The organism is Apilactobacillus kunkeei (assembly GCF_001421115.1).
GTDB classification, from domain to species: Bacteria; Bacillota; Bacilli; order Lactobacillales; family Lactobacillaceae; genus Apilactobacillus; species Apilactobacillus kunkeei_F.
Map to the genome: position 1 here is coordinate 162409 of NZ_JXCW01000001.1, position 26271 is coordinate 188679.

26 protein-coding genes are annotated in these 26271 nt (G+C 37.5%); 18 read left to right on the forward strand and 8 right to left on the reverse strand.

Annotation, left to right across the window (positions count from 1 at the left end; genetic code table 11):
* Positions 1–101 precede the first annotated feature (101 nt).
* Together RZ55_RS00730 and RZ55_RS00735 are read left to right on the forward strand one after the other, a co-directional pair.
* The gene (locus RZ55_RS00730) at positions 102–650 is read left to right on the forward strand and encodes a biotin transporter BioY (RefSeq protein ID WP_057175484.1); all 549 of its coding nucleotides are present in this window, start codon (positions 102–104) and stop codon (positions 648–650) included.
* A 60-nt stretch (positions 651–710) separates the two neighbouring features.
* The gene (locus RZ55_RS00735) at positions 711–893 is read left to right on the forward strand and encodes a hypothetical protein (RefSeq protein ID WP_034530997.1); all 183 of its coding nucleotides are present in this window, start codon (positions 711–713) and stop codon (positions 891–893) included.
* Positions 894–920: 27 nt separating this feature from the next.
* Here RZ55_RS00735 and RZ55_RS00740 read toward each other — a convergent pair whose 3' ends face one another.
* Complete coding sequence (locus RZ55_RS00740) at positions 921–2087, reverse strand: MFS transporter (protein ID WP_057175485.1); 1167 nt, start codon at positions 2085–2087, stop codon at positions 921–923.
* Between the two features lie 198 nt (positions 2088–2285).
* Here RZ55_RS00740 and RZ55_RS00745 point away from each other — a divergent pair, with 198 nt between their 5' ends.
* A complete protein-coding gene (locus RZ55_RS00745; RefSeq protein WP_053792374.1) occupies positions 2286–2762 on the forward strand; it encodes a kinase in 477 nt (158 codons plus the stop codon).
* 296 nt (positions 2763–3058) lie between these two features.
* Here the strand turns inward: RZ55_RS00745 and glyA are convergent, their stop codons facing one another.
* From glyA to RZ55_RS00760, 3 genes are all read right to left on the reverse strand, one after another.
* Positions 3059–4291, reverse strand: a complete 1233-nt coding sequence (gene glyA, locus RZ55_RS00750; protein ID WP_057175486.1) for a serine hydroxymethyltransferase — start codon at positions 4289–4291, stop codon at positions 3059–3061.
* Positions 4292–4680: 389 nt separating this feature from the next.
* Positions 4681–4965, reverse strand: a complete 285-nt coding sequence (locus tag RZ55_RS00755) for a hypothetical protein (RefSeq protein WP_034530993.1) — start codon at positions 4963–4965, stop codon at positions 4681–4683.
* A gap of 70 nt (positions 4966–5035) precedes the next feature.
* Positions 5036–5893, reverse strand: a complete 858-nt coding sequence (locus RZ55_RS00760) for an aldo/keto reductase (RefSeq protein WP_034534125.1) — start codon at positions 5891–5893, stop codon at positions 5036–5038.
* A gap of 94 nt (positions 5894–5987) precedes the next feature.
* Here RZ55_RS00760 and RZ55_RS00765 point away from each other — a divergent pair, with 94 nt between their 5' ends.
* From RZ55_RS00765 to RZ55_RS00775, 3 genes are all read left to right on the forward strand, one after another.
* The gene (locus tag RZ55_RS00765; protein WP_057175487.1) at positions 5988–8339 is read left to right on the forward strand and encodes an HAD-IC family P-type ATPase; all 2352 of its coding nucleotides are present in this window, start codon (positions 5988–5990) and stop codon (positions 8337–8339) included.
* 53 nt (positions 8340–8392) lie between these two features.
* Complete coding sequence (locus RZ55_RS00770) at positions 8393–8890, forward strand: DUF1836 domain-containing protein (RefSeq protein WP_034530989.1); 498 nt, start codon at positions 8393–8395, stop codon at positions 8888–8890.
* Between the two features lie 73 nt (positions 8891–8963).
* A complete protein-coding gene (locus RZ55_RS00775; protein WP_054482802.1) occupies positions 8964–9605 on the forward strand; it encodes an HD domain-containing protein in 642 nt (213 codons plus the stop codon).
* A 12-nt stretch (positions 9606–9617) separates the two neighbouring features.
* Here the strand turns inward: RZ55_RS00775 and RZ55_RS00780 are convergent, their stop codons facing one another.
* Positions 9618–10115: an aminoacyl-tRNA deacylase gene (locus tag RZ55_RS00780; RefSeq protein ID WP_034530987.1), complete on the reverse strand. Its 498-nt coding sequence runs from the start codon at positions 10113–10115 to the stop codon at positions 9618–9620.
* Between the two features lie 118 nt (positions 10116–10233).
* Here RZ55_RS00780 and RZ55_RS00785 point away from each other — a divergent pair, with 118 nt between their 5' ends.
* The 4 genes from RZ55_RS00785 (at position 10234) to RZ55_RS00800 (ending at position 14557) form a co-directional block, all read left to right on the forward strand.
* Positions 10234–10797 (forward strand): cadmium resistance transporter, encoded by a 564-nt coding sequence (locus RZ55_RS00785; protein WP_057175488.1) that lies wholly within the window; start codon positions 10234–10236, stop codon positions 10795–10797.
* An 11-nt stretch (positions 10798–10808) separates the two neighbouring features.
* On the forward strand, positions 10809–11138 hold the full coding sequence (locus RZ55_RS00790) for an ArsR/SmtB family transcription factor (protein ID WP_034534118.1): 330 nt from the start codon (positions 10809–10811) through the stop codon (positions 11136–11138).
* A gap of 67 nt (positions 11139–11205) precedes the next feature.
* Positions 11206–11925, forward strand: coding sequence for a GntR family transcriptional regulator (locus RZ55_RS00795; protein ID WP_034534115.1), 720 nt, complete (start codon positions 11206–11208; stop codon positions 11923–11925).
* Positions 11926–12166: 241 nt separating this feature from the next.
* Positions 12167–14557 carry a phosphoketolase family protein gene (locus RZ55_RS00800; RefSeq protein WP_053792381.1) on the forward strand — a complete coding sequence of 797 codons (2391 nt, stop codon included), beginning with the start codon at positions 12167–12169 and terminating at the stop codon, positions 14555–14557.
* A gap of 76 nt (positions 14558–14633) precedes the next feature.
* Here RZ55_RS00800 and RZ55_RS00805 read toward each other — a convergent pair whose 3' ends face one another.
* Positions 14634–15524: an RluA family pseudouridine synthase gene (locus RZ55_RS00805; protein ID WP_053792382.1), complete on the reverse strand. Its 891-nt coding sequence runs from the start codon at positions 15522–15524 to the stop codon at positions 14634–14636.
* An 86-nt stretch (positions 15525–15610) separates the two neighbouring features.
* Here RZ55_RS00805 and RZ55_RS00810 point away from each other — a divergent pair, with 86 nt between their 5' ends.
* Complete coding sequence (locus RZ55_RS00810) at positions 15611–15991, forward strand: hypothetical protein (RefSeq protein ID WP_053792383.1); 381 nt, start codon at positions 15611–15613, stop codon at positions 15989–15991.
* 18 nt (positions 15992–16009) lie between these two features.
* Positions 16010–16543 (forward strand): hypothetical protein, encoded by a 534-nt coding sequence (locus RZ55_RS00815; protein WP_053792384.1) that lies wholly within the window; start codon positions 16010–16012, stop codon positions 16541–16543.
* A 225-nt stretch (positions 16544–16768) separates the two neighbouring features.
* Here RZ55_RS00815 and RZ55_RS00820 read toward each other — a convergent pair whose 3' ends face one another.
* Positions 16769–18436: an alpha-keto acid decarboxylase family protein gene (locus RZ55_RS00820; RefSeq protein WP_057175489.1), complete on the reverse strand. Its 1668-nt coding sequence runs from the start codon at positions 18434–18436 to the stop codon at positions 16769–16771.
* Between the two features lie 126 nt (positions 18437–18562).
* Here RZ55_RS00820 and RZ55_RS00825 point away from each other — a divergent pair, with 126 nt between their 5' ends.
* Positions 18563–19438 carry a LysR family transcriptional regulator gene (locus RZ55_RS00825; protein WP_053792386.1) on the forward strand — a complete coding sequence of 292 codons (876 nt, stop codon included), beginning with the start codon at positions 18563–18565 and terminating at the stop codon, positions 19436–19438.
* Between the two features lie 19 nt (positions 19439–19457).
* Here the strand turns inward: RZ55_RS00825 and RZ55_RS00830 are convergent, their stop codons facing one another.
* Entirely contained in the window at positions 19458–20300 is an 843-nt protein-coding gene (locus RZ55_RS00830) for an SAM-dependent methyltransferase (RefSeq protein ID WP_053792387.1), read from the reverse strand.
* Positions 20301–20511: 211 nt separating this feature from the next.
* Here RZ55_RS00830 and RZ55_RS00835 point away from each other — a divergent pair, with 211 nt between their 5' ends.
* The 5 genes from RZ55_RS00835 (at position 20512) to RZ55_RS00855 (ending at position 26267) form a co-directional block, all read left to right on the forward strand.
* Positions 20512–21840: an ammonium transporter gene (locus RZ55_RS00835; protein ID WP_057175490.1), complete on the forward strand. Its 1329-nt coding sequence runs from the start codon at positions 20512–20514 to the stop codon at positions 21838–21840.
* A 432-nt stretch (positions 21841–22272) separates the two neighbouring features.
* Entirely contained in the window at positions 22273–23409 is a 1137-nt protein-coding gene (locus RZ55_RS00840) for a 5-methyltetrahydropteroyltriglutamate--homocysteine S-methyltransferase (RefSeq protein WP_057175491.1), read from the forward strand.
* Positions 23410–23673: 264 nt separating this feature from the next.
* Positions 23674–24717 (forward strand): methionine ABC transporter ATP-binding protein, encoded by a 1044-nt coding sequence (locus tag RZ55_RS00845; protein WP_057175492.1) that lies wholly within the window; start codon positions 23674–23676, stop codon positions 24715–24717.
* Positions 24707–25378 (forward strand): methionine ABC transporter permease, encoded by a 672-nt coding sequence (locus tag RZ55_RS00850; protein ID WP_057175493.1) that lies wholly within the window; start codon positions 24707–24709, stop codon positions 25376–25378. The genes RZ55_RS00845 and RZ55_RS00850 overlap by 11 nt, the downstream gene beginning before the upstream one ends.
* A 13-nt stretch (positions 25379–25391) precedes the next feature.
* Positions 25392–26267, forward strand: coding sequence for a MetQ/NlpA family ABC transporter substrate-binding protein (locus tag RZ55_RS00855; RefSeq protein ID WP_057175494.1), 876 nt, complete (start codon positions 25392–25394; stop codon positions 26265–26267).
* Positions 26268–26271 lie beyond the last annotated feature (4 nt).

Sequence of the window (26271 nt, forward strand, 5' to 3'; positions counted from 1 at the left end):
TGTTTTTATTAACAACTCAATTTGACATATTAGTTAACAATCGGTATTATGTTTAATTGTTAACTTATTATGAATGAATGGTTAACAATGAGGAGAGAGATATGAAAACAAGAGATGTTACACAAATCGCGCTTATGACAGCGCTAATTATCGCACTGGCATTTGTACCAGCAATTCCAGTTGCTATTATTCCAGTGCCAATCGTGCTACAAAATTTTGGAATCATGCTAGCCGGATTGCTATTGGGTGGTAAGAAGGGGACTATTTCTGTCGCTATTTTGATGGTGATGGTTGCTGTTGGGCTACCAGTTTTAACTGGAGGTCACGGTGGTGCCGTTATTTTCATTGGACCATCAGGTGGATACCTATTATCATGGCTATTAATGCCTTCACTAATGGCGCTTTTCAACCGACTACTTAGCAAGGATATTGATAAGAGTAGTTTTTGGAATGTTTTAATTTCTACTATTATAGTAAGTATTATCATTTCATATGCGATTGCTATTGTATGGATCAGCGTGCAAATGCACATCACATTGAAACAATCATTACTTGCTAACATTGTATTTATTCCGGGAGACATCATCAAGGCAGTTATTGCTGCTTTTGTTGCCAAACGATTATTACCAATTATTAATAAAAATGCTTAATATTTTTTCTTTCACGATTTGACGTATATAATGGTGTCAAAAGCAAAGGGGGATGTTTTCATGGATACATCAAAAATGATTAATCCTATGTTAGGTTGGAAGTTACGTCCACTTGTTGAACAAGTAACTTCAACTGATGATATTGAAGATATCAAGTTTAACTACATGTTAATGCCAAAGCCCGATACACCAGAACACGTAGCTGAATGGAAAAAAGTTTTAGCTGAATATGAAAATAAATAAAAGCAGTAGGCGAAATGCCTGCTGCTTTTATTTTTTGTTTTTATTTACTTTAACTCGATTTCTCGTATATATAAGAATTCCTACTAATGATATAGACAATAAAATCATTCCTAAAAAGCTAACAATATTTATCAAAGATGTAATTTTTGAAAATATACTAATAAAATATGATCCTAGAGTTAAAATTAATGATTCACATAGATTGGCCATTGATATTGCAGATGCTCTTGTATTATCATAAGCCAATTCTTGTATTTTGTTTTCAAATAGTATGTTCCACATTTCAAACATTATATTAACTATAATTAATCCAAACAAAATAAAAATCATATTGCCACTTAAAAAGAATGAAAAGATACCTAAACTAAATATTTGTAACAACAATATTAATTTATCTTCAGATATATATTTTGTTATTTTATATAAAATTAAAACCAATACAGCAGCTACCAAGGATATACTTCCAAATACTGTAGATATTATTTGTGTAGAAATATCAAAAGTTTTCATAATTAATGGACCGTATTGATAACTTATAGTGATTGCTGCAGATGAAAAACTCATCGACAATACAATCCATCTGAAATCTTTTTCTTTAGATAAAAATGATATAAATGTTTTAATTACACTTTTAAATGTATCATCACTACTAGCAGATTTAATATCATTTTTATTAATACTTAAGATAATAATGGCCGATATTATTCTGATAATAATTGATATTATAAACATTAATGACCACGAATAACTCGCAATCCATCCACCAAATGCATTACCAAGTGCCATGGATAAAATACCTATGAAGTTAAAGTATCCTAAATACTTTAAATATTTTTGTTTTTCATTTTTATCAACAGATTCATACAAGATGGAAACATCTGATCCTGAAATCAATGACAATCCTAATGCGAATAATATAAATCCTAAATAAACCAGGATGTGAATATTAGCAAAGAAGAACGTAATCAAATACAATAAACATACAAGTTCTCCTAATATTAAAGCATTTTTATGACCAATTCTATCCGAAATTATTCCGGAGGGAAATTCAAATATAGCTTGTGAAATTGTAAATAGGCCTTCTAATAAGGCTATTTCAGCAATAGACCAGCCTTGATTTTTTAAATAAATCATCCAAACAATGACTTCTAACATTATGTTAGAAAAGCCATTGTATAATAGTATCTTTTTCATTTATTTCTCCCAATTAATATGCTTTCGCAATACTTAAGTGTATTGCTAGTTTATTCCTGATAAATCTTCCAGAGAATTATTTATTAAGACGTTTGATAATAAACAGCTCCTTTGAAAGTACAAATTATTTTAAACACCTATATTATAGTAGAAAAAAGTTTATAATAGATACATTAATTATTGAAAACGGAGGAAAACATGGATCCCGTATTAATTGTGCTTAGGGGAAACGCAGCGACTGGCAAGACCAGTGTTGCCTCATCTCTACAAGAAAGATTAGGAACCACCGACGTAATGTTGGTTCAACAAGATATCACTGAGGAACATGCCGGCACGCAAATTCAAATGATTCAAAAGTTAGTTAACTATGGTAAAAAACATTTCCATTATGTCATCTTAGATGGGGTACTACCCATGGATGTGTATGGCGAAATGCTAAATGAATTAATCGAAGACTTTGGTAGCCAACAATTAGTTTACTATTTTAACGATTCGTTCGAACAAACAGTGAAGTATAACGAACAAAAAATTCAACCACACGATATCGATAAACTAAAATCATGGTGGATTGATTCTGATTTACTTTCTGATGAAGATGTAAAATTAGAAAACAGTGGCATTGAACAATATAGTGATCAAATCATTGATGACATCAACGATTTACCGTTATTCTAGGTTTATATTAGATTGGATTTAAAAGAGAGATATATTTGTAAATAATTAATATCTAATTAAAAATTATACAAATATGTTATATACCCTTGCTTATACCATATTTTTATTTTATATTAATTCTTGTGTTTTTTTAGATCGTCATATATAATAAGAACAGTTGTTCGCATAAAGGCGATCAGTTAACTCATATTTATTATATTAATGAGACCTCTCATCTCGTTAATACATTTATATTTTCTTATCTCTCTCAAAAAAGACCGCTCTCTCTCAAGAAGGTCTTTTTTTATTTTACATATTTATCTGGTAATGGGATGTTTAACGACTAGGTCATGCACTTGTTGCTTAGCATCGTCTAAGATGTTTTGATGACCAGGGTGGTTTAATACATCCACAATGATGGTTGCTACCTTAGAAGCTTCTTCTTCATTAAAGTTTCGACTAGTGATAGTAGGGGTACCGATACGAATTCCTTCCATAGTATCACCATCTTCTAGAGGTAGTAGTTCCTTGTTAGTGGCGATACCAACTGAGTAAAGTAGTTCAGCTGCTTGATCACCGGTTAAACCGACGGCATTTAAATCCAATGTCATTTCGTGGTTTTCAGTATCACCTGATACGACACGAATCTTTTCGTCTTGATTGAATACCATGGCCATGGCCTTAGCGTTTTTGATTACGTTTTTGGCGTAGTAATGGAATTCTGGTTTTAATGCTTCACCTAAAGCAACGGCCTTGGCAGCGATAACGTGTTCCAAAGCACCACTTTGTGAGATTGGAAAGACTGCATAGTCTAACTTATCTGCATACTTGGCTTTGGCTAAGATCATACCACCACGTGGTCCACGTAATGTTTTGTGGGTAGTGGTAGTAACAACATCTGCAACTTCGACTGGGTTAGGGTGAACACCGGCAGCGACTAGACCAGCGATGTGAGCCATGTCGACCATTAGGATGGCACCGACTTCGTCAGCAATCTTTCTAAATTCGTCCCAATAGATGATGTGACTGTATGCTGATGCACCAGCAATGATTAGTTTTGGTTTTACTTCTAAAGCAATTTGGCGAATGTTTTCAAAATCTAGTAGTTCTGTTTTAGGGTCAACGCCGTAGAAATGTGATTCATAAAGTTGACCGGAGAAGTTATGTTTTTGACCGTGAGTGAAGTGACCACCAGCATGTTCGCTCATTGCAAGAATTCTATCGCCGGGTTGTAAGAAGGCTGCATAGACGGCTTGGTTAGCTTGGCTTCCTGAGTGAGGGTGAACATTTGCATATTCTGCATGGAATAATTCTTCCGCACGCTTCTTGGCAATCTTGTCGATTTCATCGATTGCTTCGTTCCCAGTGTAGACACGTTTGCCGGGATATCCTACTGCGTATTTATTAGTTAATACAGAACCTTGAGCCGCGCAAACAGCCTTGGATGCAATGTTTTCTGATGCAATTAATTCAATTACGTTATCTTGGCGATCATTTTCGTGTTCAATCGCTTTGAAAATTTCTGGATCTTCTTTTGAAAAATCGTACATAATTTATTCTCCTTTTTGGTAAATAAAAAACGCCCTTGTACTTTCGTACAAGGGCGTCGTAACACTGTTCCACCTTAGTTTTATATCAAGCTCACACTTGATACCTCTGGTTCTTAATGCGCATTAAGATTTCGATTCAATTGATAAATCTTGACTGCCTTCGTTCAAGGACAAGGTATCTCGTTTCACTAAATCAGATACTCGCTTAACATGTCGATTTGAATTACTACTTTCAAGTTGCTTTTAAGGATAGACCAAAAAAATTTGACTGTCAACAATAAAATTTGAACTTTTTTTCAAGGAACTACAAAAAATGTTCGTATCAAGGGGAGTTAAATGCACAGAAAAAAGGCGCCATTTGGGCGTCTTTTTTGTGTATATGTTGGTTATTAATTTTTATTTTGACTGCGGGCGATTTCTTCTCGCTTGCGTTGGTTTTCTGCCTTTAGTTGTTCTGTTCTTTGACGCATTTCTTCATTTTCAGCTTTAAGTTGTTCAGTCATTTGACGAAATCTTTCGGTACTTCTTTCTGTTTCTTCATTTGCTCTTCTTCGTTCATCACGATCGAAGAACAAACTGATTAGCCAAACGATGAATAGACAACCGTAGACAATCACGTAACCAAATCCTAGGAAAATTCCCATTGCTAGCAAAGCGACAATTATATAACCCATAACCAAAACTCCTTAATATGTATTGTTAGTAAGTAATTATACACTTAGTACAATTACTTACTAATTTTTTTTACTTGTGACGAGGGTATTGGTGTTCAATTTCGTAAACAACTTCTGGATCGTCACCAGTACGGAAGTCTTGATTTAAGTCGTCAATTAGCTTCATTTCGTGGTCTGATAATTCAAAATCATACAAATCAGCATTTTCGGCAACTCTTTGTGGAGTGCTGGACTTAGGAATGATTGTGACACCGTTTTGTAAGTGCCATCTTAAGATGATTTGTGCACTGGATTTACCATGAGCCTTAGCAATTTCTTGGATGGTGTCATCGTTTAGAGTAGCACCACGACCCATTGGACTCCATGCTTGAGTTACGATTCCTTCGTCTTCATTGGCCTTTAGCATTGATTTTTGGCTTAGGTAAGGGTGCACTTCGATTTGGTTTACGACTGGCATTTCGTTAGCCTTAGTCTTTAGTAAATCCAAATGAGTTTGGTGGTAGTTACTTACCCCAATTGACTTGACCTTACCGGCTTTCTTGGCGTCTTCAAAAGCTCGCCAAGTTTCAAAGAAGTGTGAACGAACTGGCCAGTGAACTAGTAATAAGTCGATGTAGTCAGTTTGTAGTTTGGCAAGTGATTCATCAATCGCGTCTAAAGTTGATTGGTAACCTTGCTTTGGTTCTGGGATTTTAGTGGTAATAAATATTTCATTTCTGTTAATTTGTAGCTTTTTAATTGAATTACCTAGTAGTTCTTCATTATTATAGAATTGTGCAGTATCGAATAATCGATATCCAGCCTCATATGCGGACTTAATTGCTGCATCCATGCTATCTTGATCAGCTAATTTGTAGGTTCCAAAGCCTTCTACAGGCATTTGGTTTCCATCTCTTAGCTTGACGGTATCTTTAATTGAGTTAGGCATAATAACGGCCTCCTTTGATTATTTAAGTACCACGATTAATGATAGTCCATAAAAACCAGATAAATCAAATTTTTTACATGTTAGGGGTGTCTTTTTGCAATCACGAATTGACAGTCAAAGGGGACTGACTACCAAACAAGCCAAACGTCTATATGATCAAGGCTTGCATAACACCAAACGGAAGGGTTTTACCAAGACCATTCCACAAATTTTACAAGGAAATGCATTCACATTATTTAACTTTATCAATATCGTTTTGGCAGCAATGGTTTTTTACACTGGCGACTACAAAAACCTATTGTTTCTAGTGATTGCGGTTTCTAACACCATCATCGGAAGTATCCAAGAAATCAGATCCAAACGCCAATTAGATAAGATGGCCATCTTGTCTCAAGGTTTGATTAGAGTCGTGCGCGACGGCCAAATCAAAGAAGTCGAAGATGACCATATCGTCTTAGGGGACGTCTTATTAATCGGACACGGGGACCAAATTCCCATCGATGGAAAGGTCTTAACCTCAGACTCGCTTCAAGTTGACGAATCACAAATCACCGGCGAAACCAATTCGATTGAAAAAAATCATGGTGACGCCATTACTTCTGGTAGTGTCGTTTTAAGCGGTAGTGCCAGAATTGTGGCGACCGAAGTCGGTGAGGATACATTCGTTAATAGAATGGAATTCGAAGTTAGTCGTACCAAGAAGGATTCCGACAGCAGGATGTTAAAGACCATCAACAAGATTATTAAATGGCTAACCTTTGTGATTGTGCCATTAGGTGCATTATTGTTGTACACCAAGATTATGCGCGGGGATGACATCGACCAAGCGATGCTGGGAACCGTTGCTGCAATGATTGGGATGATTCCGGAAGGGCTTGTTCTATTGTCATCAGTTACCCTGGCGGTTTCAGCTGCTAAGTTGGCGCGCCACAAGGTCTTAGTGCGTGAACTACCAGCGATTGAAACGTTGGCGCGTGTTGATACCATCTGTTTGGATAAGACCGGGACGATTACATCTGGCAAACTCAAGTTTGAAGACGTACTACCTTTTAACAACCATTCCAAGGATGAATTAAAACACGTCTTAGGTAGTTTGGTATATGCATTTGAAGACGATAACGAAACATCTTCAGCTATCAAGCAAGCAATCGAAAATCCTAACGTGCATGTCCTAAAAAGTTTTCCATTTTCTTCCGACAAGAAGTGGAGTGGGGTCGACACTGATGAAGGTAACTTCATCATGGGTGCACCTCAGTTCATTATCGAAAACATGGGTAAAGAAGTTTCAGACACCATTAGCGACTATGCTAACCAAGGATACCGTGTCTTGGCATTGCTACAAAGTCACAAGGAATTAACTGAAGACCTAGACGATGCGGAACTACTAGGTTTAATTTTAATCAGTGATGAAATCAGACCGGATGCGAAGAGCACTCTTCAATACTTCGTTGAACAGGGAGTTAGTTTGAAGGTGATTTCAGGTGATGATCCAAAGACCGTTAGTGCAATCGCCAAACGTGTCGGGCTAAATGATAGTGACAAGATTGTCGATATGACTGAAGTTCCTTTTGATGCCGATTACCAAGAATTGGTAAAGGACAATGCGGTCTTTGGTCGTGTGACCCCACAACAAAAGAAACACCTAATCCGTTCATATCAATTAAACGGCAATACCGTTGCTATGACTGGAGACGGTGTTAACGATATGTTGGCAATGAAACAAGCTAACTGTGGAATTGCGATGGCTTCCGGTAGTGAAAGCACCAAGGGAATTGCCGACTTCGTTTTGATTAACTCAAACTTCTCAGCGATGATCGATGTCCTAGCCGAAGGACGCCGTGTTATCAATAACATCGGAAGTGTGGCTTCGCTTTACTTGATTAAAACGATGTTCTCATTGTCATTAACCATCTTGTTTATGTTTAGCATTCATAGCTATCCATTCCAACCAATCCAATTGACACCAATCAACACCTTTATGGTTGGACTACCATCATTCCTATTGGCATTGGCACCTAACTATCAAAGGGTTACCAACCAGTTTAGTGCCAAGATATACAACATTTCGTTGCCCGCAGCGATGACGATTGTGGGTTACGTCGTGTTAATTATTTACATTGGAAAAGCATGCCACTTTGGTTTCGTTCAAAGAGCGACAATCAGTGTCTTGGTTACCGGATTCATCTACTGGATTGCCTTGTTTAAGGCATCACGTCCACTCAACAAGGTGAAGTTATCCATCATTGTGCCATCAATCGTAATATTTGCGGCCATCTTCTTATTCTTTCCATCGGTATTTTCACTGGTGGATGTATTTACGATGCCAATCTTCATTCCAGCAGCCCTAGTCGTTGTGACTGCTGTACCGGTATTTATCGTGATGTCATCAGTTGTTCGTCGCATCTTGATTAAGATTAATCCAGAAAAATTTGACGACTCCATTTAAGCTAGTATATAAAACTACTTGATGTGGTATAATAATGACATTGAGGTGATCTAATGAACAGCAAATATACCAAGTGGCAGGACCAAATGAAAGAAGTTACTTTGCCAAAATGGGAAGAACTTCCTAAGTTTGATTTATACATGGATCAGCTGGTGGCCGTTGTCAACGAGGCGATTGGACCACTAGGGATGGATACTGTAACTAAGTCCATGGTTAATAATTACGTAAAAAACAAGGCGACATTTGCGCCGGTTAAAAAGAAATATCAAACTGTCCACGTGGCAGACATTATAATTATCAGTTTATTGAAACCAGTCTTTTCAATTAAGGACATCAGACGTGGAATTGACGAAATTACTAAGCAACAATTTCCTAAACAAGCCTATGATGAATTCATTGAAATGTTGGTTCAAAAGCTACACCATATCGCAGACGGCAAGTCAGTTGCTAACAATGATTCAGAAATTGAACAACTATTAAGTTCAATTGCTGACACTATTGTTAACCGTTTGATTGCCAATGAAATCTTTGAAGATATGATTTATGAATAATAAAAAAGCATCCTACGTTTGTAGGATGTTTTTTGTTTAGATTATAATAATAAGAAAAAACGGGGGACTTGGCATGGAAACTATTGATAAGTTAAAACAATACGTCGAACAACAATTGGGTGATGACACTACCGGACACGACTATACCCACATTCAACGAGTGGTTGTATTGGCCAAGACAATTTGTGAAAAAACAGAAAACGCTGATTTATTAATTGTCTTAACTGCGGCATACTTACACGACGTGATTGATGATAAGTTAGTCGATGATACATATGACAAACAAAAAGAGGTGCAATCCAAGTTGGAAGAACTGGATTACACCTCAGCACAAATTGATGAAGTGATGGATATTATCACACACATGTCTTACAGTGCGAACTTAAAACATCACTATGAACTATCGATTAATGGGCAAATTGTCCAAGACGCCGATCGATTAGATGCGATTGGCGCAATTGGCGTTGCCAGAGCTATGTACTTCGGAGGTCACTTTGGTGATACCATCTATGACCCCGAACAAATGCCTCGCAATGATATGGACAAAAGTCAATATCGTGAGCATACAACGGTTATTAATCATTTTTATGAAAAGTTATTCAAATTACCTGATTTAATGAATACGCCAGTTGCCAAAGAAATGGCGGACAGACGTAATCAATATATGCACGATTTTGTGAGGGAATTTAAGGATGAATGGCAAGGCATTCACTAATTAGATACGTAATTACTTTACGATATCAACGAAGTGACCGTGAACTAAGTTAACTAAATCAGTTGCGTCTAGTTCAACGGAGCGACCAACTTGTCCGGATGATACCAGAATTTGGCCTTGGCGCTTAGCTTCGTTATCAATGTAGATAGGGTAGTGGAACTTTTCATAGATTCCAACAGGTGTGTTTGCACCATGGACATACCCAGTGGTCTTCAATAGGTCCTTTAGTGGAACCATGTTGACCTTCTTATTGCCAGATTCTTTGGCAAGTCTCTTTTCGTCTAAATGTTGATCCAAGGGCACCACGCCAACAACTGGACCAGTTTCCTTACCTTCAAGCACTAATGTCTTGTAGATACGATGTTGATCCATGTCTTCTTCGACTTCTAGTTGAGCGACGTTATTTTCGTCGTGTGTTGCGAATTGGTGTTGGATATAAGAAATGTTATTTTTATCAAGAATTTGTTCGACTAATGTCTTATGAACTTTATTTTTCTTCTTTTTTCCCATTTCAAAATCACCTCGGTAATCATTTTAGCATAGAATTGACAACCGATTAACGTTAATGTATTATATACCGAAAATGATATATATCTAAAAAGGTATATTATAAAATGGGGAATATGATATGAATTGGTTATTAATTTTAATTACGTTTTTAGGGGTGAATCTAGACTTCTTTTTCATCCTCCTTCTATTGTTGAAAAAGCATAAACTAGGTTCAGTTATGATGGGGTATTTAATTGGACTATGGGTACTACTAATCCTAAGTTTCAGTGTTGGTCAAATCCTAGACCGTTTTCTACCAGAATGGGTATTAGGTTTGCTAGGAATTCTCCCTATCTACATGGCATTGAAAGATGAAGACGAAGATGCCAAAGAGGTGAACCACAAGTCATCGGTTGTGATTACACTTATTACTTACCTATCAGTATGTTCGGGATGCAACCTGGCATTATTCTTACCAGTATTATCCACTATTAGTGCGATTCAAATTATGGAAGTGATTGCAGTCCTAACTGTTTTATCAATTCTAGTGATTTTGATTATCAAATGGATAGGTAACATTAAACCAATCAATGATTTGATGAAAAAATACGGCGAGATTTTGACCAAGGTTGTCTACATCGGTGTCGGAATCTATGTATTGTTTGATAGTGGTTTAATCGCCCACGTAATTTCTTGGTTCTAGGGGATGTTTAAATGCAGGATAAAATGAAAATCATTGAGGAAGTCGCAGCTATCTACAAGGTATTGAGTAATGAGCGCAGAATTTTAATCATTACTTCCTTGATGGATGCGGACAAATCATTAAGTGTTAATCAGATTTGCGAAGAGACTAAACTCGATCAACCCGTGGTTTCAAAACAACTAGGTATCCTATATAAGTATCAAATTGTTTGTAAGGAAAAAGTCGGTACCAGCGTGTTATACGGTGTCGACGATCCACACGTCGTAGAGATGATTTCAGACATGATTCAACACGTTAAGCATGAGATGGTGGGAAAACCCCATCCAAAGAATTTATTTTAATTTTGCAAAGTTAACGTGATAAATCTGTTATACTGATTTTTAGAAAATTAATCGCAAGGAGTAGAAAATGGCTGATTTAGTTTACAGGAGAGTGTCATCCGACTTAAAGCAAAAGATAGTCGATAACCAATTTCCTAACAAGCGCTTGCCCGACGAGCGAACATTAAGTGAGACATACCACGTAAGCCGCAGTTCAGTGAAACGGGCGTTGAAAGTGTTAGCTGATGACGGCATTATTTTCAAAAAACGTGGTTCAGGAACTTTTATCAATCCGCTATTTATGAAGAATAAGACTATTTTTCATTATGAAGGTTCTAACCTAGGGATTACTGACAGTATGAAGAGTCAGGGAAAAGTTCCAAAGATTAAGCTTTTGAGTTTTAAGGTTGTTCCTGCCAGCAAGGAAATTCAACAAGACTTATTCTTAGCTGACGGAGATTTCGTGTACGAAATTCAACGACTTCGTTTGTTTGATGACAAACCGTTCATGATAGAAACAGGATACATTCCAATTAAGATTGCTCCTGAACTAACACAAGAGATTGTTGAAAAGTCAATCTTTAATTATGTTGAAGACGCAATCAACAAGAGTGTCACACGTTCATTCCTATCTATATTGGCGAGTCCATCGAATGAACAAGATCAAGAACTACTTAATCTAAAACCAACCGAACCAGTTGGTGTCATGGAAGGGATTTTCTTCCTAGATGACGGTACTCCATTTGAGGTATCAAACATGCGTCTGCACTATCAATATTTGCGCTACAATACTTTCGTTATGGTGTAGAAATTTAATACAAAAAAGTTATGAAAATCATTGGACTATTATCCCAAAATCGTTCATAATAATGACGATGTAATAATGGTTTAATTGCAATGAAGAAATTGGACCGTATCAATTTGCAAAAAGGTTGACTTTTTGTAAAAAGTCTTTATTATATTCATTGTAATTAAAATTATCGGGCGTAGTCCGATGATTTTTCCATTATTAATTTCAATAGTTTTTATTTTAAAAGGAGTGTTAATTAATGGCTCAAGATTTCGATTCCAAGCAATACTTGGAAGAATTAGATAAATACTGGCGTACTGCTAACTACTTATCAGTAGGTCAACTATATCTAAAAGATAACCCATTATTAAAGAGAGAATTAACATCAAGTGATGTTAAAGTTAAGCCTATTGGTCACTGGGGTACTATCGTATCTCAAAACTTTATTTACGCACATTTAAACCGTGTTATTAACAAGTATGACCTAAACATGTTCTACATTGAAGGTTCAGGTCACGGTGGCCAAGTTATGGTATCTAACTCATACATTGATGGTAGTTACTCAGACATTTACCCAAACATCTCACAAGATGAAAAGGGTATGGCTAAATTATTCAAACAATTCTCATTCCCTGGTGGAGTTGCATCACATGCTGCCCCTGAAACTCCAGGTTCAATTCATGAAGGTGGAGAATTAGGTTACTCACTAGCCCACGGTGTTGGTGCTATCTTTGATAACCCTGATGTAATTGCCGCTGTTGAAATTGGTGATGGTGAATTAGAAACTGGCCCTCTAGCTGCAAGTTGGTTCTCAGACAAGTTTATCAACCCAGTTAAAGATGGTGCCGTTCTACCAATCATTAACTTAAACGGTTTCAAGATTTCTAACCCAACTATCATGGCTCGTATGTCAGACCAAGAAATTACTGACTACTTCAAGGGTATGGGCTGGAAAGCTTACTTCGTTGAAAACGAACAAGACTTCGATGATCACATGGCTTACCACGAAAAGATGGCTAAGGTTATGGACGAAGCTGTTCAAGAAATTAAAGAAGTACAAAAGAATGCACGTGAAAACGAAACTGCTGACACTGCTAAAGAACCAGTATGGCCAGTTATCGTTGTTAGAACTCCAAAGGGTTGGACTGGTCCTAAGTTTGACTTAGACGGTAACCCAATTGAAAACTCATTCCGTGCTCACCAAATCCCAGTTGATGTTTCATCAGACAAAATGGAACACGCTGACTTAATCGTTAACTGGTTGAAGTCATACAAACCAGAAGAACTATTTAACGATGACGGTACTATCAAGGATGACATTAAGGCTCTAGCACCTAAGGGTGACAGAAGAATGTCAGTTAACCCTATCACTAACGGTGGTATCGATCCTAAGCCACTTATCTTACCAGACGTTAAAGAATTTGCTGTTGACGTTAAGACTCCAGGTGAAACTGTAGCCCAAGATATGGCTGTATGGAGTAACTGGTTAGGTGCCGTTATGAAAGCTAACCCAGATAACTTCCGTGCATTTGGTCCTGATGAATCAATGTCAAACCGTCTATTCGGTGTGTTTGCTGAAACTAACCGTCAATGGATGGAAGAAGTTATGGAACCAAATGACCAATACGTATCACCATCAGGTCGTTTAATCGATTCACAACTTTCAGAACACCAAGCTGAAGGTTGGTTAGAAGGTTACGTATTAACTGGTCGTCATGGTTTCTTCGCAACTTACGAATCATTCGGTCGTGTTGTTGACTCAATGTTAACTCAACACTTCAAGTGGTTACGTAAAGCTGCTGACCAACCATGGAGAAAGAAGTACCCATCATTGAACTTTGTTGATACTTCAACTGTATTCCAACAAGATCACAATGGTTACACTCACCAAGATCCAGGTATGTTAACTCACTTAGCTGAAAAGAAACCAGAATTCATTCGTGAATACTTACCAGCTGATGCTAACACATTATTAGCTGTTGGTAACGTTGCTTTCGCCAGCCAAGAAAAGATTAACTTAATCATTACTTCAAAACACCCACGTCCACAATGGTTCTCAATTGAAGAAGCTACTAACCTTGTAAACAATGGTTTAGGTTACATCGACTGGGCTTCAACTGACCAAGGTCAAGAACCTGACGTAGTTATTGCTGCTGCTGGTACTGAACCAACTTGGGAATCACTAGCTGCTATCTCATTACTACACGACGAATTCCCAGAAATGAAGATCAGATTCATCAACGTTGTTGACTTCTTGAAACTACGTTCACCTAAGGTTGACCCTCGTGGTTTAACTGATGAAGAATTTGACCGTCTATTCACTACTGACAAGCCAGTTGTATTCGCATTCCACGGATTCGAAGGTCTTGTTAAGGATGTATTCTTCGATCGTCACAACCACAACGTTCACGTTCACGGTTACCGTGAAAACGGTGATATCACTACACCATTCGACATGCGTGTATTGAACCAACTAGATCGTTTCGACCTAGCTAAGGAAGTTGTAAACGACATTCCAGAATACTCTGTTAAGGGTGCATCATTCGTACAACGTATGAATGACATGGTTGACAAGCACAACGCTTACATCCGTGAAGTTGGTACTGACTTACCAGAAGTTAACGAATGGCAATGGAAACCATTAAAGTAATTAGATAATTTATCTGATTTACTTATGGTCAAACCATAAAGAAAAGAACCGTATCTTTCGATACGGTTCTTTTTGTTTACATAAATTTTTTAAACGAATCGGGAAATGGCGACTTAATCTCGATTTGATCCATATAATAAGGTCGAACCAGTGTTAACTTCCAGGAATGAAGTAACATATCATCATTATCTGAATTAGGGTTATACAAAGGGTCACCCACAATTGGGTGGCCAATGGATGCTAAATGGACCCTAAGTTGATGGGTGCGCCCAGTATGCAGTGATAATTCGACTAAAGAATGCTCGTTGGTGGTAGATTGCACCATATAGTCGGTTTTAGCCTGAAGCGGTTTGATACCATCAATTTTTCGTTTGCGTTTATCATTCGGGTCAAAACCAATCGGTTTATCGATGGTTCCGGTTGGTGGATTGATGATGCCATCGGTCCAAGCCAGATAGTTTCGATGGATGATTTTGTCCTTGATTAGACGCACTAAGATAGGGACGACAGCGGGATTCTTACCCACGATAATTGCGCCTGACGTGAATTGATCCAAGCGATGAATCATAAAGGCGTGCTGATTATTTTGATTTAGGTAGGCCTCACAGAAGTTTAATAGTGTGTTGGTTTCGCCAGGTTGATTAGGGTGGGTCTTGAACCCACGTGGTTTATTGACCACCAATAAATCTGCATCTTCGTATAAGATTTCCGGTTTGATAGAATCGTCAGGAATCAGGTTTTGTACTGGTAGCGAAAAATCATCCTCAACAAATGTGAGATGGATTTCATCGCCATTTTTAATAGCGAAATTCATGGGTAAATACTTGTTATTGACCAAGACGCGTTCATTGGTCCTCAAAGAGAAGATGAGGTGCTTAGGGATTAATAATTGCTCTTGTAGGTATTCTCGTAGCGAGGTTTCTTCATCGATTTCAGAAACGGTTAGTTTATATTCCCATTTTTGCATTTTTTCACCTCTTTTAGTCAAATGTGTTACTATATTTAGTCGAGTTGTGATAAGGTGTAAATAGTAATTTTAAACCGGAGGGCATTATGGATAAAAAGATTATCAGCCTTTGGAGTCTCTTATCACTAGTAATGTTTATTATATGTGATTTTTTAATGGGTGAAAATGCCCAAGATCTAATCAAGACAATTATTGTCGCTGCAGTATTATATCTACTTCTAATTATAGGTGGTTTACTTAAGTGGCGTCTAGCTTACCACTTCCTTTTATTCGTCGTGGGTATCTATACTTTAGCAATGATTAGAATCGTATTCATCTTTGCGACCCAAAGCCATAGTGATGTTTCGGTACTAGCAGTAGTGTTTGCGGTGCTAGGAATTATTGTGAACTTATTGTGGTATCGAATCGCCGCAAAACAAATTAAAAGCGACTACGTAAGAATCGTCAAAAAGAACGTAAAAAAATAAGATAGGTGTTTTAATAATATGGAAATGGATGCACAAAAATTTATCGATGATGTAACTGCTGAAAGTTTTGAAACTTACTCAGCTGAAGTATCTTTAGCAGATTTGAAGAAGGACACTGACAAGGCATTTCAACCATTGATGGAATTCATGGAAGAACAAGTGAACAGTGGTCGTTTGGCCTCTGCTTTATTACAAGTAAAGGGTGAAGAAATTAGTTTTTACCTACAAAACAACATCGTGAACTTACCATACAGATACATCAAGAATATCTCAAAGATGATGAGTGACGAAACTAACTGTCCGCTAAACGTCTACATGTTTGTAGAATCACCTGATGTGAACCGTTCAAAGATGCGTATTGATGAATTATCATCACAAGACGACTTTGCGGTCAACGCTGATTTAAGCGCTAAATTAGGTGCGTGGGCAAATGACCAACTTGCTGCAATCGATGAAAACCAAAAGATTGAACAAGAAGCTGCTGAACAGACAGACAAGAAAAAGCCAGTTGCTAAGAAGAAAACTACTAAAAAGACTACCAAGAAAAAATAGTCTAAATTACTCTTATGTGTTATACTACTTGTTGCGATGAGTCGAGGAGATCGCGCAACTACGGTTGTATTCACAAGATGTGATTAAGCGATATTTTCGAAGGGGACACATTATGCGGACGTAATTCGCGTGTCTGATATGTTGGTGATGTGAACACCACTTATCCGTCTACTTAGTAGATGCCAAAAAGAGCGTAACTTCATTTGAAGTTACGCTCTTTTTTATTTAGTTATTTTTGTTTTGAATCATTTCACCCATCTTAGTTAGTGATGAAGGTGCGTCTTCTTGATCCATATGAACTTGAATTAAAACGAATTTATCTTCAGTTGATTGTGCTTTATTTAAAGCATCAACTAAGTCAGTTTCTGTATTTACGTCGAATGTCATAAATTGATCTTCTTTAGCACCGAATGCTTGAGGCATTAGGGTGTAGTCTAGTTTAGCGACATCGTTGTAAGCTTTCTTCATACCATGAATAAGTCTTTCGACTGTGTAACCGTTGTTATCGATTACTAACATGATTGGATGTAGGTCGTGTTTGATTAGTGTACCTAATTCTTGGATGGTAAGTTGTAGTGAACCTTCACCGGTAGAAAGAATGTGGCGACTATCGTTATTGGCTAGTTGACCACCAATCATTGATGGAAAGGCGTAACCGATAGATGCCCAAAGTGGTTGAGCACTGAAATCAACGTTATCTGGAAGGGTGAAAGGTGATAGACCTGAGAATGAAGTACCGCTTTCGGCGACAATTGTTTGACCAGGTTTGATGGAGTTAATAACAGCTCTATCATAGAAGTCTTGTGTTAGGACTTTATCTGAAGGTGTTGCTGATGAAACTGGTTTTAGTTTGACGGTATTTGTAAGTGGTTTTTTAAGTTTCTTATCGCTAATTGCTTTAACAACTTGGTAGAAACTGTAGTCACCAATTAAATCTCTGTGTGATCCAAAGAAATCAAAGTCGTCATTTGAAATGTTGATGATTTTTTCTTCAGTAAAACTTTGTGTAAACATAGATGTTACGAAGTCGGTTAATTTAGCTCCGAAATTGATTACTAAATCTGCTTGGTCGACAATTTGCTTTGTGGGTTCATCTGTTAAAGCACCGCTATATGTTCCGATGAATTGTGGTAATGATTCATTTAAGGCGCACTTACCAAGTCCTAGGTCAGTGAACAATAAATTGTTGTTAACAACAAATCTTTCGATGAAGTGAGCCAATTGACGATTCTTTAATTCGTGACCTACTAATACCAATGTGTAGTTGGCATTGTTGATTTCTTGAACAAGTCTTTCGGCGATTGTGTCGTTAAAATCGGTTACTTCTTCATCTCTATTGAAGATAGAAGCAAATGATTCTTTGATGCTTGGATTGACAGGAATTTTAGCGACATCAATTGGAAGAGTTAGATAAGCTGGTTTACCAGTTTTAATGATGTATTTGACGATTTCGTTAATATCATCGACTGTATTTTGAGCGGTTAAGTCCTTAACCTTCAATCCCATCACTTCATGCATTTTAGTGAATTTTTCAAATTCACCATCACCGAATGTGTGGTGAACCAATAACTTTTGGTCCATGTTTTCAGTTTTGGGTGCACCAACAATTGAAAGAACAGGAACGTTTTCTGCTAAACTACCTGCCAAACCGTTATCGGAGCTTAAGTCACCAACGCCAAAGGTTGTCACAAGGGCTGCGAAGCCAGTTTTTTTAGCGTAACCATCAGCCATGTAGGCGGCATTTAGTTCGTTTGCGTTTCCGACCCATGTCATATCATTGCGATCGACGATGTGGTCTAAAAATTCTAGGTTATAATCACCGGGAACACCGAATACGTGGTCGTTTCCCATAAATTTAATAACATCAATTAAGTAATCTGAAACTGTATACATAATAAAATATCCCCTTTGCATATTGAATATTATTATCATATTGCCAAATTAAGGGTCCAACAATTATCAATGTGTTACTATATTGATAACAAGAAGTTATCGATTAAAAGAAAGGAGTTCATATGGATGGAAAACTATACACTTAACCAGTTATCATATTTCTATAAATTAGCGGAAAAGTTGAACTATCGCACAGCTGCTGAAGAACTTCTTATTAGTGAACCGGCGTTAAGTAAACAAATTAAGCAGTTGGAAAATGCTTTTAGTGTCAAGCTCTTTAATAAGGCTGGTCGCAATATTCAATTGACTGAAGAGGGTAAGCAAATTGCTTTAAAGGTTGGACAGGTGCTAAGAGAAGTGGACTCCCTTAATCAAGTTGTTAGTCAGTTTGATGATCCCAATTCTGCATCTTTAAAAATTGGGATATCTGGTAATCAATTTATCTATAAATATGTTCACCGTTTAAAGAAGAAGTTTAATAACCTAAAGATATCGATTCATGAAATGGAAACCAATATGATTTTATCTGCGTTGAAGAAAAACGAAATCGACATTGGTGTGTTATATGAAGACGTTAGTGATTCTCAACTAGTGACACACGCTAGTTTTAATGATGAAATTGTAGCTTTAGATTTTTCTGAAGATGAAAATGATGCGGATTTCATTTCATCGATGGAATTAAAAAATAAGGGCATGGCCGTACTTAGGGATGGTTATTTTATAAGAGGGATGATTGATGATTATTTTGCTAGTCATTTGATTACACCAAATTATCAATTTGAACTGAATAATTATCAAAGTTGCATCAGAATTGCTGAAGAGATGAAGGCCATTACATTTGTGACGACATCCTACTTAGATTCGATTGATGTATCTAAGTTAAATGTTCTAAAGATTAAAGATATGCATTCTCTCTTGAAGATGAGTCTTGTCACTCCAAAGGAAAAGAGTATTTCAGAACCGATTAGAGAATTAATTAATTTAATCAACAAAAAAGACTAGTTCATATGAACTAGTCTTTTTATTTTACTAAGTATAGTTGATCTTCAATTAAATCAAATGGTTTGTGGTGACGGTTTAAGTTCCTAACGTCATCATTTTCTATAAACTTTGCGTTGTCCCAGAATTGTTTGGAATCGGTGGCGCCGTACTTTTCACCGATGGTGATTAGTGGAATATCCTTACCAGATTCACGGATGGCTGATAATAATTTCCAGTCGATATCGACGCCATCAGGAGACCAGCACATGATGATGTAGTCGATGTCGTCCTTGTACTTATTGAATGCATCGATTGCATCCAATGATTCTACGTCGGTAACCAGATGTTTACCGGTTTCGTTTTCCTTCTTCCATGCTAGGTTGTCGGTACAAATGACATCGGTGCCATTTTCGCGTAATCCCTTTGAGATGTATCCATTTCCGGCCATTACTTCCAAAGTTTTTTTACCATTTATGAACTTGGCAATGTCATTGGTAAATGGGGCGGAGATGTATGCCCACATACCGTATTGTCCTTCTAGATAGTCACGAAATTCACGTAGGTCTTGATCTAGTTTTGGTAATTGGTCGACGAATTGATTCCAGACGGCGTCGCCTTTAGGATCACCCATTGGGTATTTTTCGTTCACGTAGGCGAAAATGGTATCTTGAATATCGTCTGGCAATAACAACACCGGCAAATCCTGTGGTAATTGGTTTTGTTGCAACAATCGGTCCGCTTCTAAAACGTTATTGATTAAATATTTAATGTCAGAAAAATCACTGAACATGTCATAGTACTTCTTCATTCTTTCAATGTATGAAGGCTTATGGGTGATTTTTTTATTTTTCTTCATTTTCTTGAGTAGTTTCTTTTTATCCATTGTCTAACTCCCTTGAGTTGGTTAATTATTATTTTATGGGAAAACCGATATGAATGCAAAAAAGTGGGCATTATGTCACATCATATAACATAATATGCCATTATTTTGGATTTGAATTCAAATTAAAGGGAATTAACCCTGTACTTATTTAATTTTAATGATATAATATGTTACATGATATAACATTATAAGGAAATGAAGGTAGATATTGATGGATTTAGCAAGTACGGGATTTGTTTTTATTTCAAGTATTTTAGTTCTGTTTATGACACCAGGTCTAGCATTCTTCTACGGGGGCCTAGTTTCAAAGAAAAACGTTGTTAACACTACCATGTCAGTATTCATTATGACTGGTTTAGCTGCGATTCTTTGGGTGATTATCGGATACAGTTTATCATTCTCAGGTGATTTAGGTGGCTTTATTGGAAACCTAGCCCATCCATTTATGAATGGAATTGATCTTACATCACTAACACCAACTAAGATTCCAGTAAGCATTTACTCAATCTTTGAAATGATGTTTGCGGTTATTACTCCAGCGCTATTCGTTGGTGCGATTGTTGGTCGTATTCGTTTCAAGTTCTTATTATGGTTTGTAATCCTATGGTCAATTATCATTTACTACCCAATGGTACACATGGTATGGTCACCAACTGGATTCTTAGCAAAGCTAGGCACTTTAGACTTTGCTGGTGGAACTGTCGTACATATTAATGCAGGGGTTACTGCGTTGGTATTATCAATTTACCTAGGTAAGCGTCTAAACTTCGGTAAAGAAACTAAGCACTACAACCTTTCATGGGTATTGCTAGGTACTACCATTCTTTGGATTGGTTGGTATGGTTTCAATGCCGGATCAGCTCTAGGTGTCAACAATGTCGCAATGCAAGCTACCATGACATCAACTGTTGCTGCCGCAACTTCAATGATGGTATGGATGCTATTAGACATGCACTTTGTAGGTAAGCCACAATTGGGTGGTATCTGTACTGGTACACTTTGTGGACTTGTTGGTATCACTCCAGCAGCTGGTTTCGTAACTATCGCCGGTGCATTTGCAATCGGTATCGTTGCTACTCTAGTAAGTTACTTCTACGTAAACGTGCTAAAGGCTAAAGTAGGTGCCGATGACACACTTGATGCATTCGGTTGTCACGGTGTTTCAGGAATGGTCGGAAGTATCATGACGGGGCTATTTGCCACTAAGGCGGTAAACAGCTCAGTTGTAGACAACGGTCTATTCTACGGTGGTGGTTTCAAGTTATTCCTAACTCAAATCATCGCTACTCTAGTAACAATCATCTTCGTTGCAGTGGCCTGTGCAATTATTATTTCATTATTAAAACTAGTAATGCCAATGCGTGTAACTGAAGAAGAAGAAAGAGCCGGACTAGATATCGTAGAACACGGTGAAGCTGCCGATTACATGGTTTCATACGGTGAAACTGGTAAGGATCACAGCAAGGATATCGAAGTTAATGCTGACGAGTTTAAGGGGCAAATTAACCATTTAGACAATCCAAATCTACCAAAAGATTAAAAATATTATACCTTTCAAAAGACCACAATAGCGGTCTTTTTATTTGTTTGATTAAAAATAAATTAGAAAAATATGATAAAAAGTGTTGACTTTTATTATTTGCGGCATTAATATTTAGTCAATCAAATAAATCAGACAACAAAAAGATCGGGAGAGTAACCCTTGAAGATAGTTCAGAAAGTCTACGGTAGCTGTGAGTAGATCGATTCGACAAAGGTGAAGATGGCCCGTTAATTGGCAGCGTCGATACTTAAACGCTGATGGGGTGGCAACCATTATTAATTGCACACGTTGATTGACGTTAGTGAGGGATGTAGTGTAAGCTGCATCCAAATTAGAATGGTACCGCGGAATCCGCTTCTAGTATTTATACTAGGAGCGGATTTTTTTATTTGATAAAAAATCCATTAAAACTTTAGAGGAGTGATTGATATGACACAAGTAGCAACTAGGCAAAAACATTTTGATATCGTAGGTAGTTTCTTAAGACCAGAGGAACTAAAACAAGCAAGAGAAGACTTCAGTAACGAAAAGATAACTAAAGCAGAATTAACTGAGATTGAAAACAAGTTGATCAAAGATTTAGTCGAAAAAGAAATTGCTAACTGTTTAAAGATTGTTACCGACGGTGAATTTCGTCGTAGCTACTGGCATTTAGATACCTTCTGGGGTTTTGATGGCATCAAACATACCAAACAAGAACATGGATATATCTTCCATGACGTTGAAACCAGAAATGACTCAGCACAATTAGATGGCAAGATTAAGTTCAATCCTAATCATCCTGACTTATTAGCATTCAAGTACTTACAATCATTGGTTGAAGACAACGATGAAGTGATTGCTAGACAAAGCATTCCATCACCAGCTCAATGCTACTTAGAACTAGTCAGAGGGCCTGAAAATGTCGCCGCCTTACAAAAGGTTTACGGAACTGACACCGACGCATTAATTCATGATTTAGGTTTGGCATATCATGATTTAATCCTTGCTCTATACGATGCCGGTTGTCGCGACGTTAAGTTAGACGACTGTACCTGGGGATTACTTGCTGATCCAGATGGTTGGGCATTAGTAAAAGATGGTTTTGATAACCTACAACAATTACTAGATTTAAACCTAAAATTCAACAACGAAGCTATTCGTGATTTACCTGAAGACTTACGTATCAGTACTCATGTATGTCGTGGTAACTACGCATCAACATGGGCATCAAAGGGTGGTTATGCTCCGGTTGCCAAAACACTATTTGGTAAGGAAAACGTTCAAGCATACTACCTAGAATTTGATGACGACCGTTCAGGAGACTTCGCACCACTTGCTGAAGTTTCAAAGGGTAAGGACGTTGTCTTAGGTTTAGTTACCAGCAAGCGTCCAGAACTAGAAGATCAAAAGGTCTTAATCCAACGTGTGAATGAAGCTACCGAATATGTAGATTTAAAACACTTATCATTAAGTACTCAATGTGGTTTTGCTTCAACTGAAGAAGGAAACCACCTAACAGAAGAACAACAATGGGCCAAGATTCGATTAGTAGTCGACACTGCTAAGAAGATTTGGGGCGAATAATAAACAAAACATACCAATGAATAGAAGAGTAGATTAATTACTTTGATAGAGAGCTGCGGATGGTGAAAAGCAGCAAGCTAATTTTTCTATAGATGGTCTAGGAGGTATCGTCCAGCAATGGATGCGGTCAATTACCGATATTCAATTAATCGTAATTTACGATGAGTGGGTAATGGAAATTACCAAACTGGGTGGTACCACGCTAACGGCGTCCTTTGATTTTAAGTAATCGAGGGATGCCGTTTTTTATTAGGAGGTGAAGATATGGGTAAGACCGACATTATCAGTTTTGAAAACGTCAATAAAACGTTTGAAACTGCCGAAGGACAAAACGAGGTTTTGTCCGGTGTAAATTTAAAAATTGAACAAGGTAAGATATTCGGAATCATCGGATATTCTGGAGCCGGTAAATCAACGTTAATTCGTTGTATTAACGGTTTGGAGCTACCAACTTCAGGATCCATCAAATATCTTGATACGGTGGTCAATGAACTGAGTGAAAAAGGATTAATCAACTTGAGAAGTGAAATCAGTATGATTTTCCAACAGTTCAACTTGATGCCTCAAAGAACGATTGCTGAAAACGTCGAACTACCGATTAAGTACAAGAAAATCGGTAAGAAACAGACCGCGGAAAAGGTTAACGAACTACTATCATTGGTTGGTCTATCCGATAAAGCGGATGCATATCCAAATTCACTTTCCGGAGGCCAAAAACAAAGAGTAGCGATTGCCAGAGCATTGATTAATGACCCGAAGGTATTGCTTTGTGATGAAGCAACTAGTGCATTGGATCCGGAAACAACGGATTCAATTTTGGAAATCTTAAAAGAACTAAATCAAAAACTTAATATCACAGTCGTTGTGGTAACCCATGAAATGAAAGTCATTGAGCAAATCTGCGAAGATGTTGCGGTTCTACATAATGGTCGAATTGTTGAGACTGGAAACGTCTACGATGTGTTCTCCCATCCAAAAGAAGAGATTACAAAACGTTTCGTTAAGACAACCACCAACTTAAACGTTTCAAAGGGATTGTACCAAGCACTGGGTTTACCTGAAGGCCACCGCTTGATTCGGGTGACTTACAACAATGAAAACACGATTGATCCCGTTATTTCATTGGTATCTAGAAAGTACAACGTCGACATCAGTATCTTGTTGGGCGATATCAAATTAATCCAAGGCAAACTCATCGGTGGGTTGATAATCTCCGTTGAAGGAAACGAGGAAGATATCGAAAATGCTTACAAGGAATTAAAACTAAACATTGGAATTGAAGTGGAGGTGATTAACGATGTTGAATAGTCTATTTCCAAACGTTGGAACGAACTGGCCTGAATTTACCCAATCAATTGTTGAAACAATCGAAATGGTGATTTTATCCGGAATCATTTCATTAATCATCAGTTTGATTATCGCAGTCATCTTGGTAGTCATGAAGCACGATGGAATTAAACCAAACTTCATCATCTTTAACATCTTCGATAAACTAATCAATTTATTCAGAAGTATTCCATTCATCATCCTAATCGTGGCACTAATTCCACTAACCACATTGATTTCTGGAACTGCGATTGGGGTAACCGGGACCATCTTCCCATTAGTTGTCGGAATTACACCATTCTTTGCCCGTCAGATTGAATCAGCGCTAAACGAAATTGATTCTGGTTTGATTGAAACCGGTAAGGCAATCGGCTTAAGTAACTTTCAAATTGTGAAGTCAATCTATCTACATGAAGGCATCATCAGTATCACTAGAATGACTACTACCACAATCGTTAGTCTAATCGGACTAACCGCCATCGTCGGAGTTGTTGGTGGAGGTGGCCTAGGAAACTTCGCCATTCAATACGGATACCAACAAAACCAATTCGATGTAACGATGGCCTGCATCATCGTATTACTAATATTAGTTACAATCGTCCAAGTCATTGGAACATTAATCGCGGAATTATTAACCCGCTAAAGGAGCGTTTTATATGAGTCAAAAGAGTAGTCATAATAAAAAGAAAGTCGCTAGTTTATCAGCTATATTAGTAGCGATTCTAGTCGTTGTATTAGGTTTCATTATCGTATCTGGTCACAGCAAGTCAGGCGAAAGCGCCAAGGGCAAAAAGGTAGTTACCGTCGGAATTATCGGTAGTAACGACGTGCCAATCTGGAAACAAGTCAACAAGGAACTAGCAAGCAAACACATCTACGCTGACGTAAAAGTATTCAGTGACGGTGAAGCATTAAACCAAGCAACCAACAGTGGTCAAATTGATATTAACTCATTCCAACACTATGCATTCTTACACCAAGAAGTAAGCCAAAAGAACTACAAGCTTACCGCAATTGGTAACACTTATATCCAACCTTTAAACATTTACTCAAAGAAGATTAAGAACGTTAAGGATCTAAAGGAAGGCGACAAGATTGCCATTCCAAATAACCCAACTAACGCCGGTAGAGCTTTGAAGGTATTGGAAAAAGCCGGATTAATCAAGACTAACCCAGCTAAAGGATACTCACCAACAGTATCTGATATCACAAGTAACCCTAAGAAATTACAAATTATCGAAGTCGACCCAGCAGCTATCATCAAGTTATTACCTAACTTCGCAGCTGGTATTACTAACTCAAACTTCGTTCAAGCCAACCACTTGAACCCATCTAAGGATTCAATCTATGCAATCGCACCAAACATCAACGATTCATACAACAAGCCATGGATTAACATCTTGGTAACTAAGACTTCAGAAGAAAACAACAAGACCTATAAGGAGGTGGTTAACGCATACCATTCTAAAGCGGTATACGACCTAATCGAAAAGGAATACAAGGGCGTATCTTTACCAGCATTTAAATACTAATTCG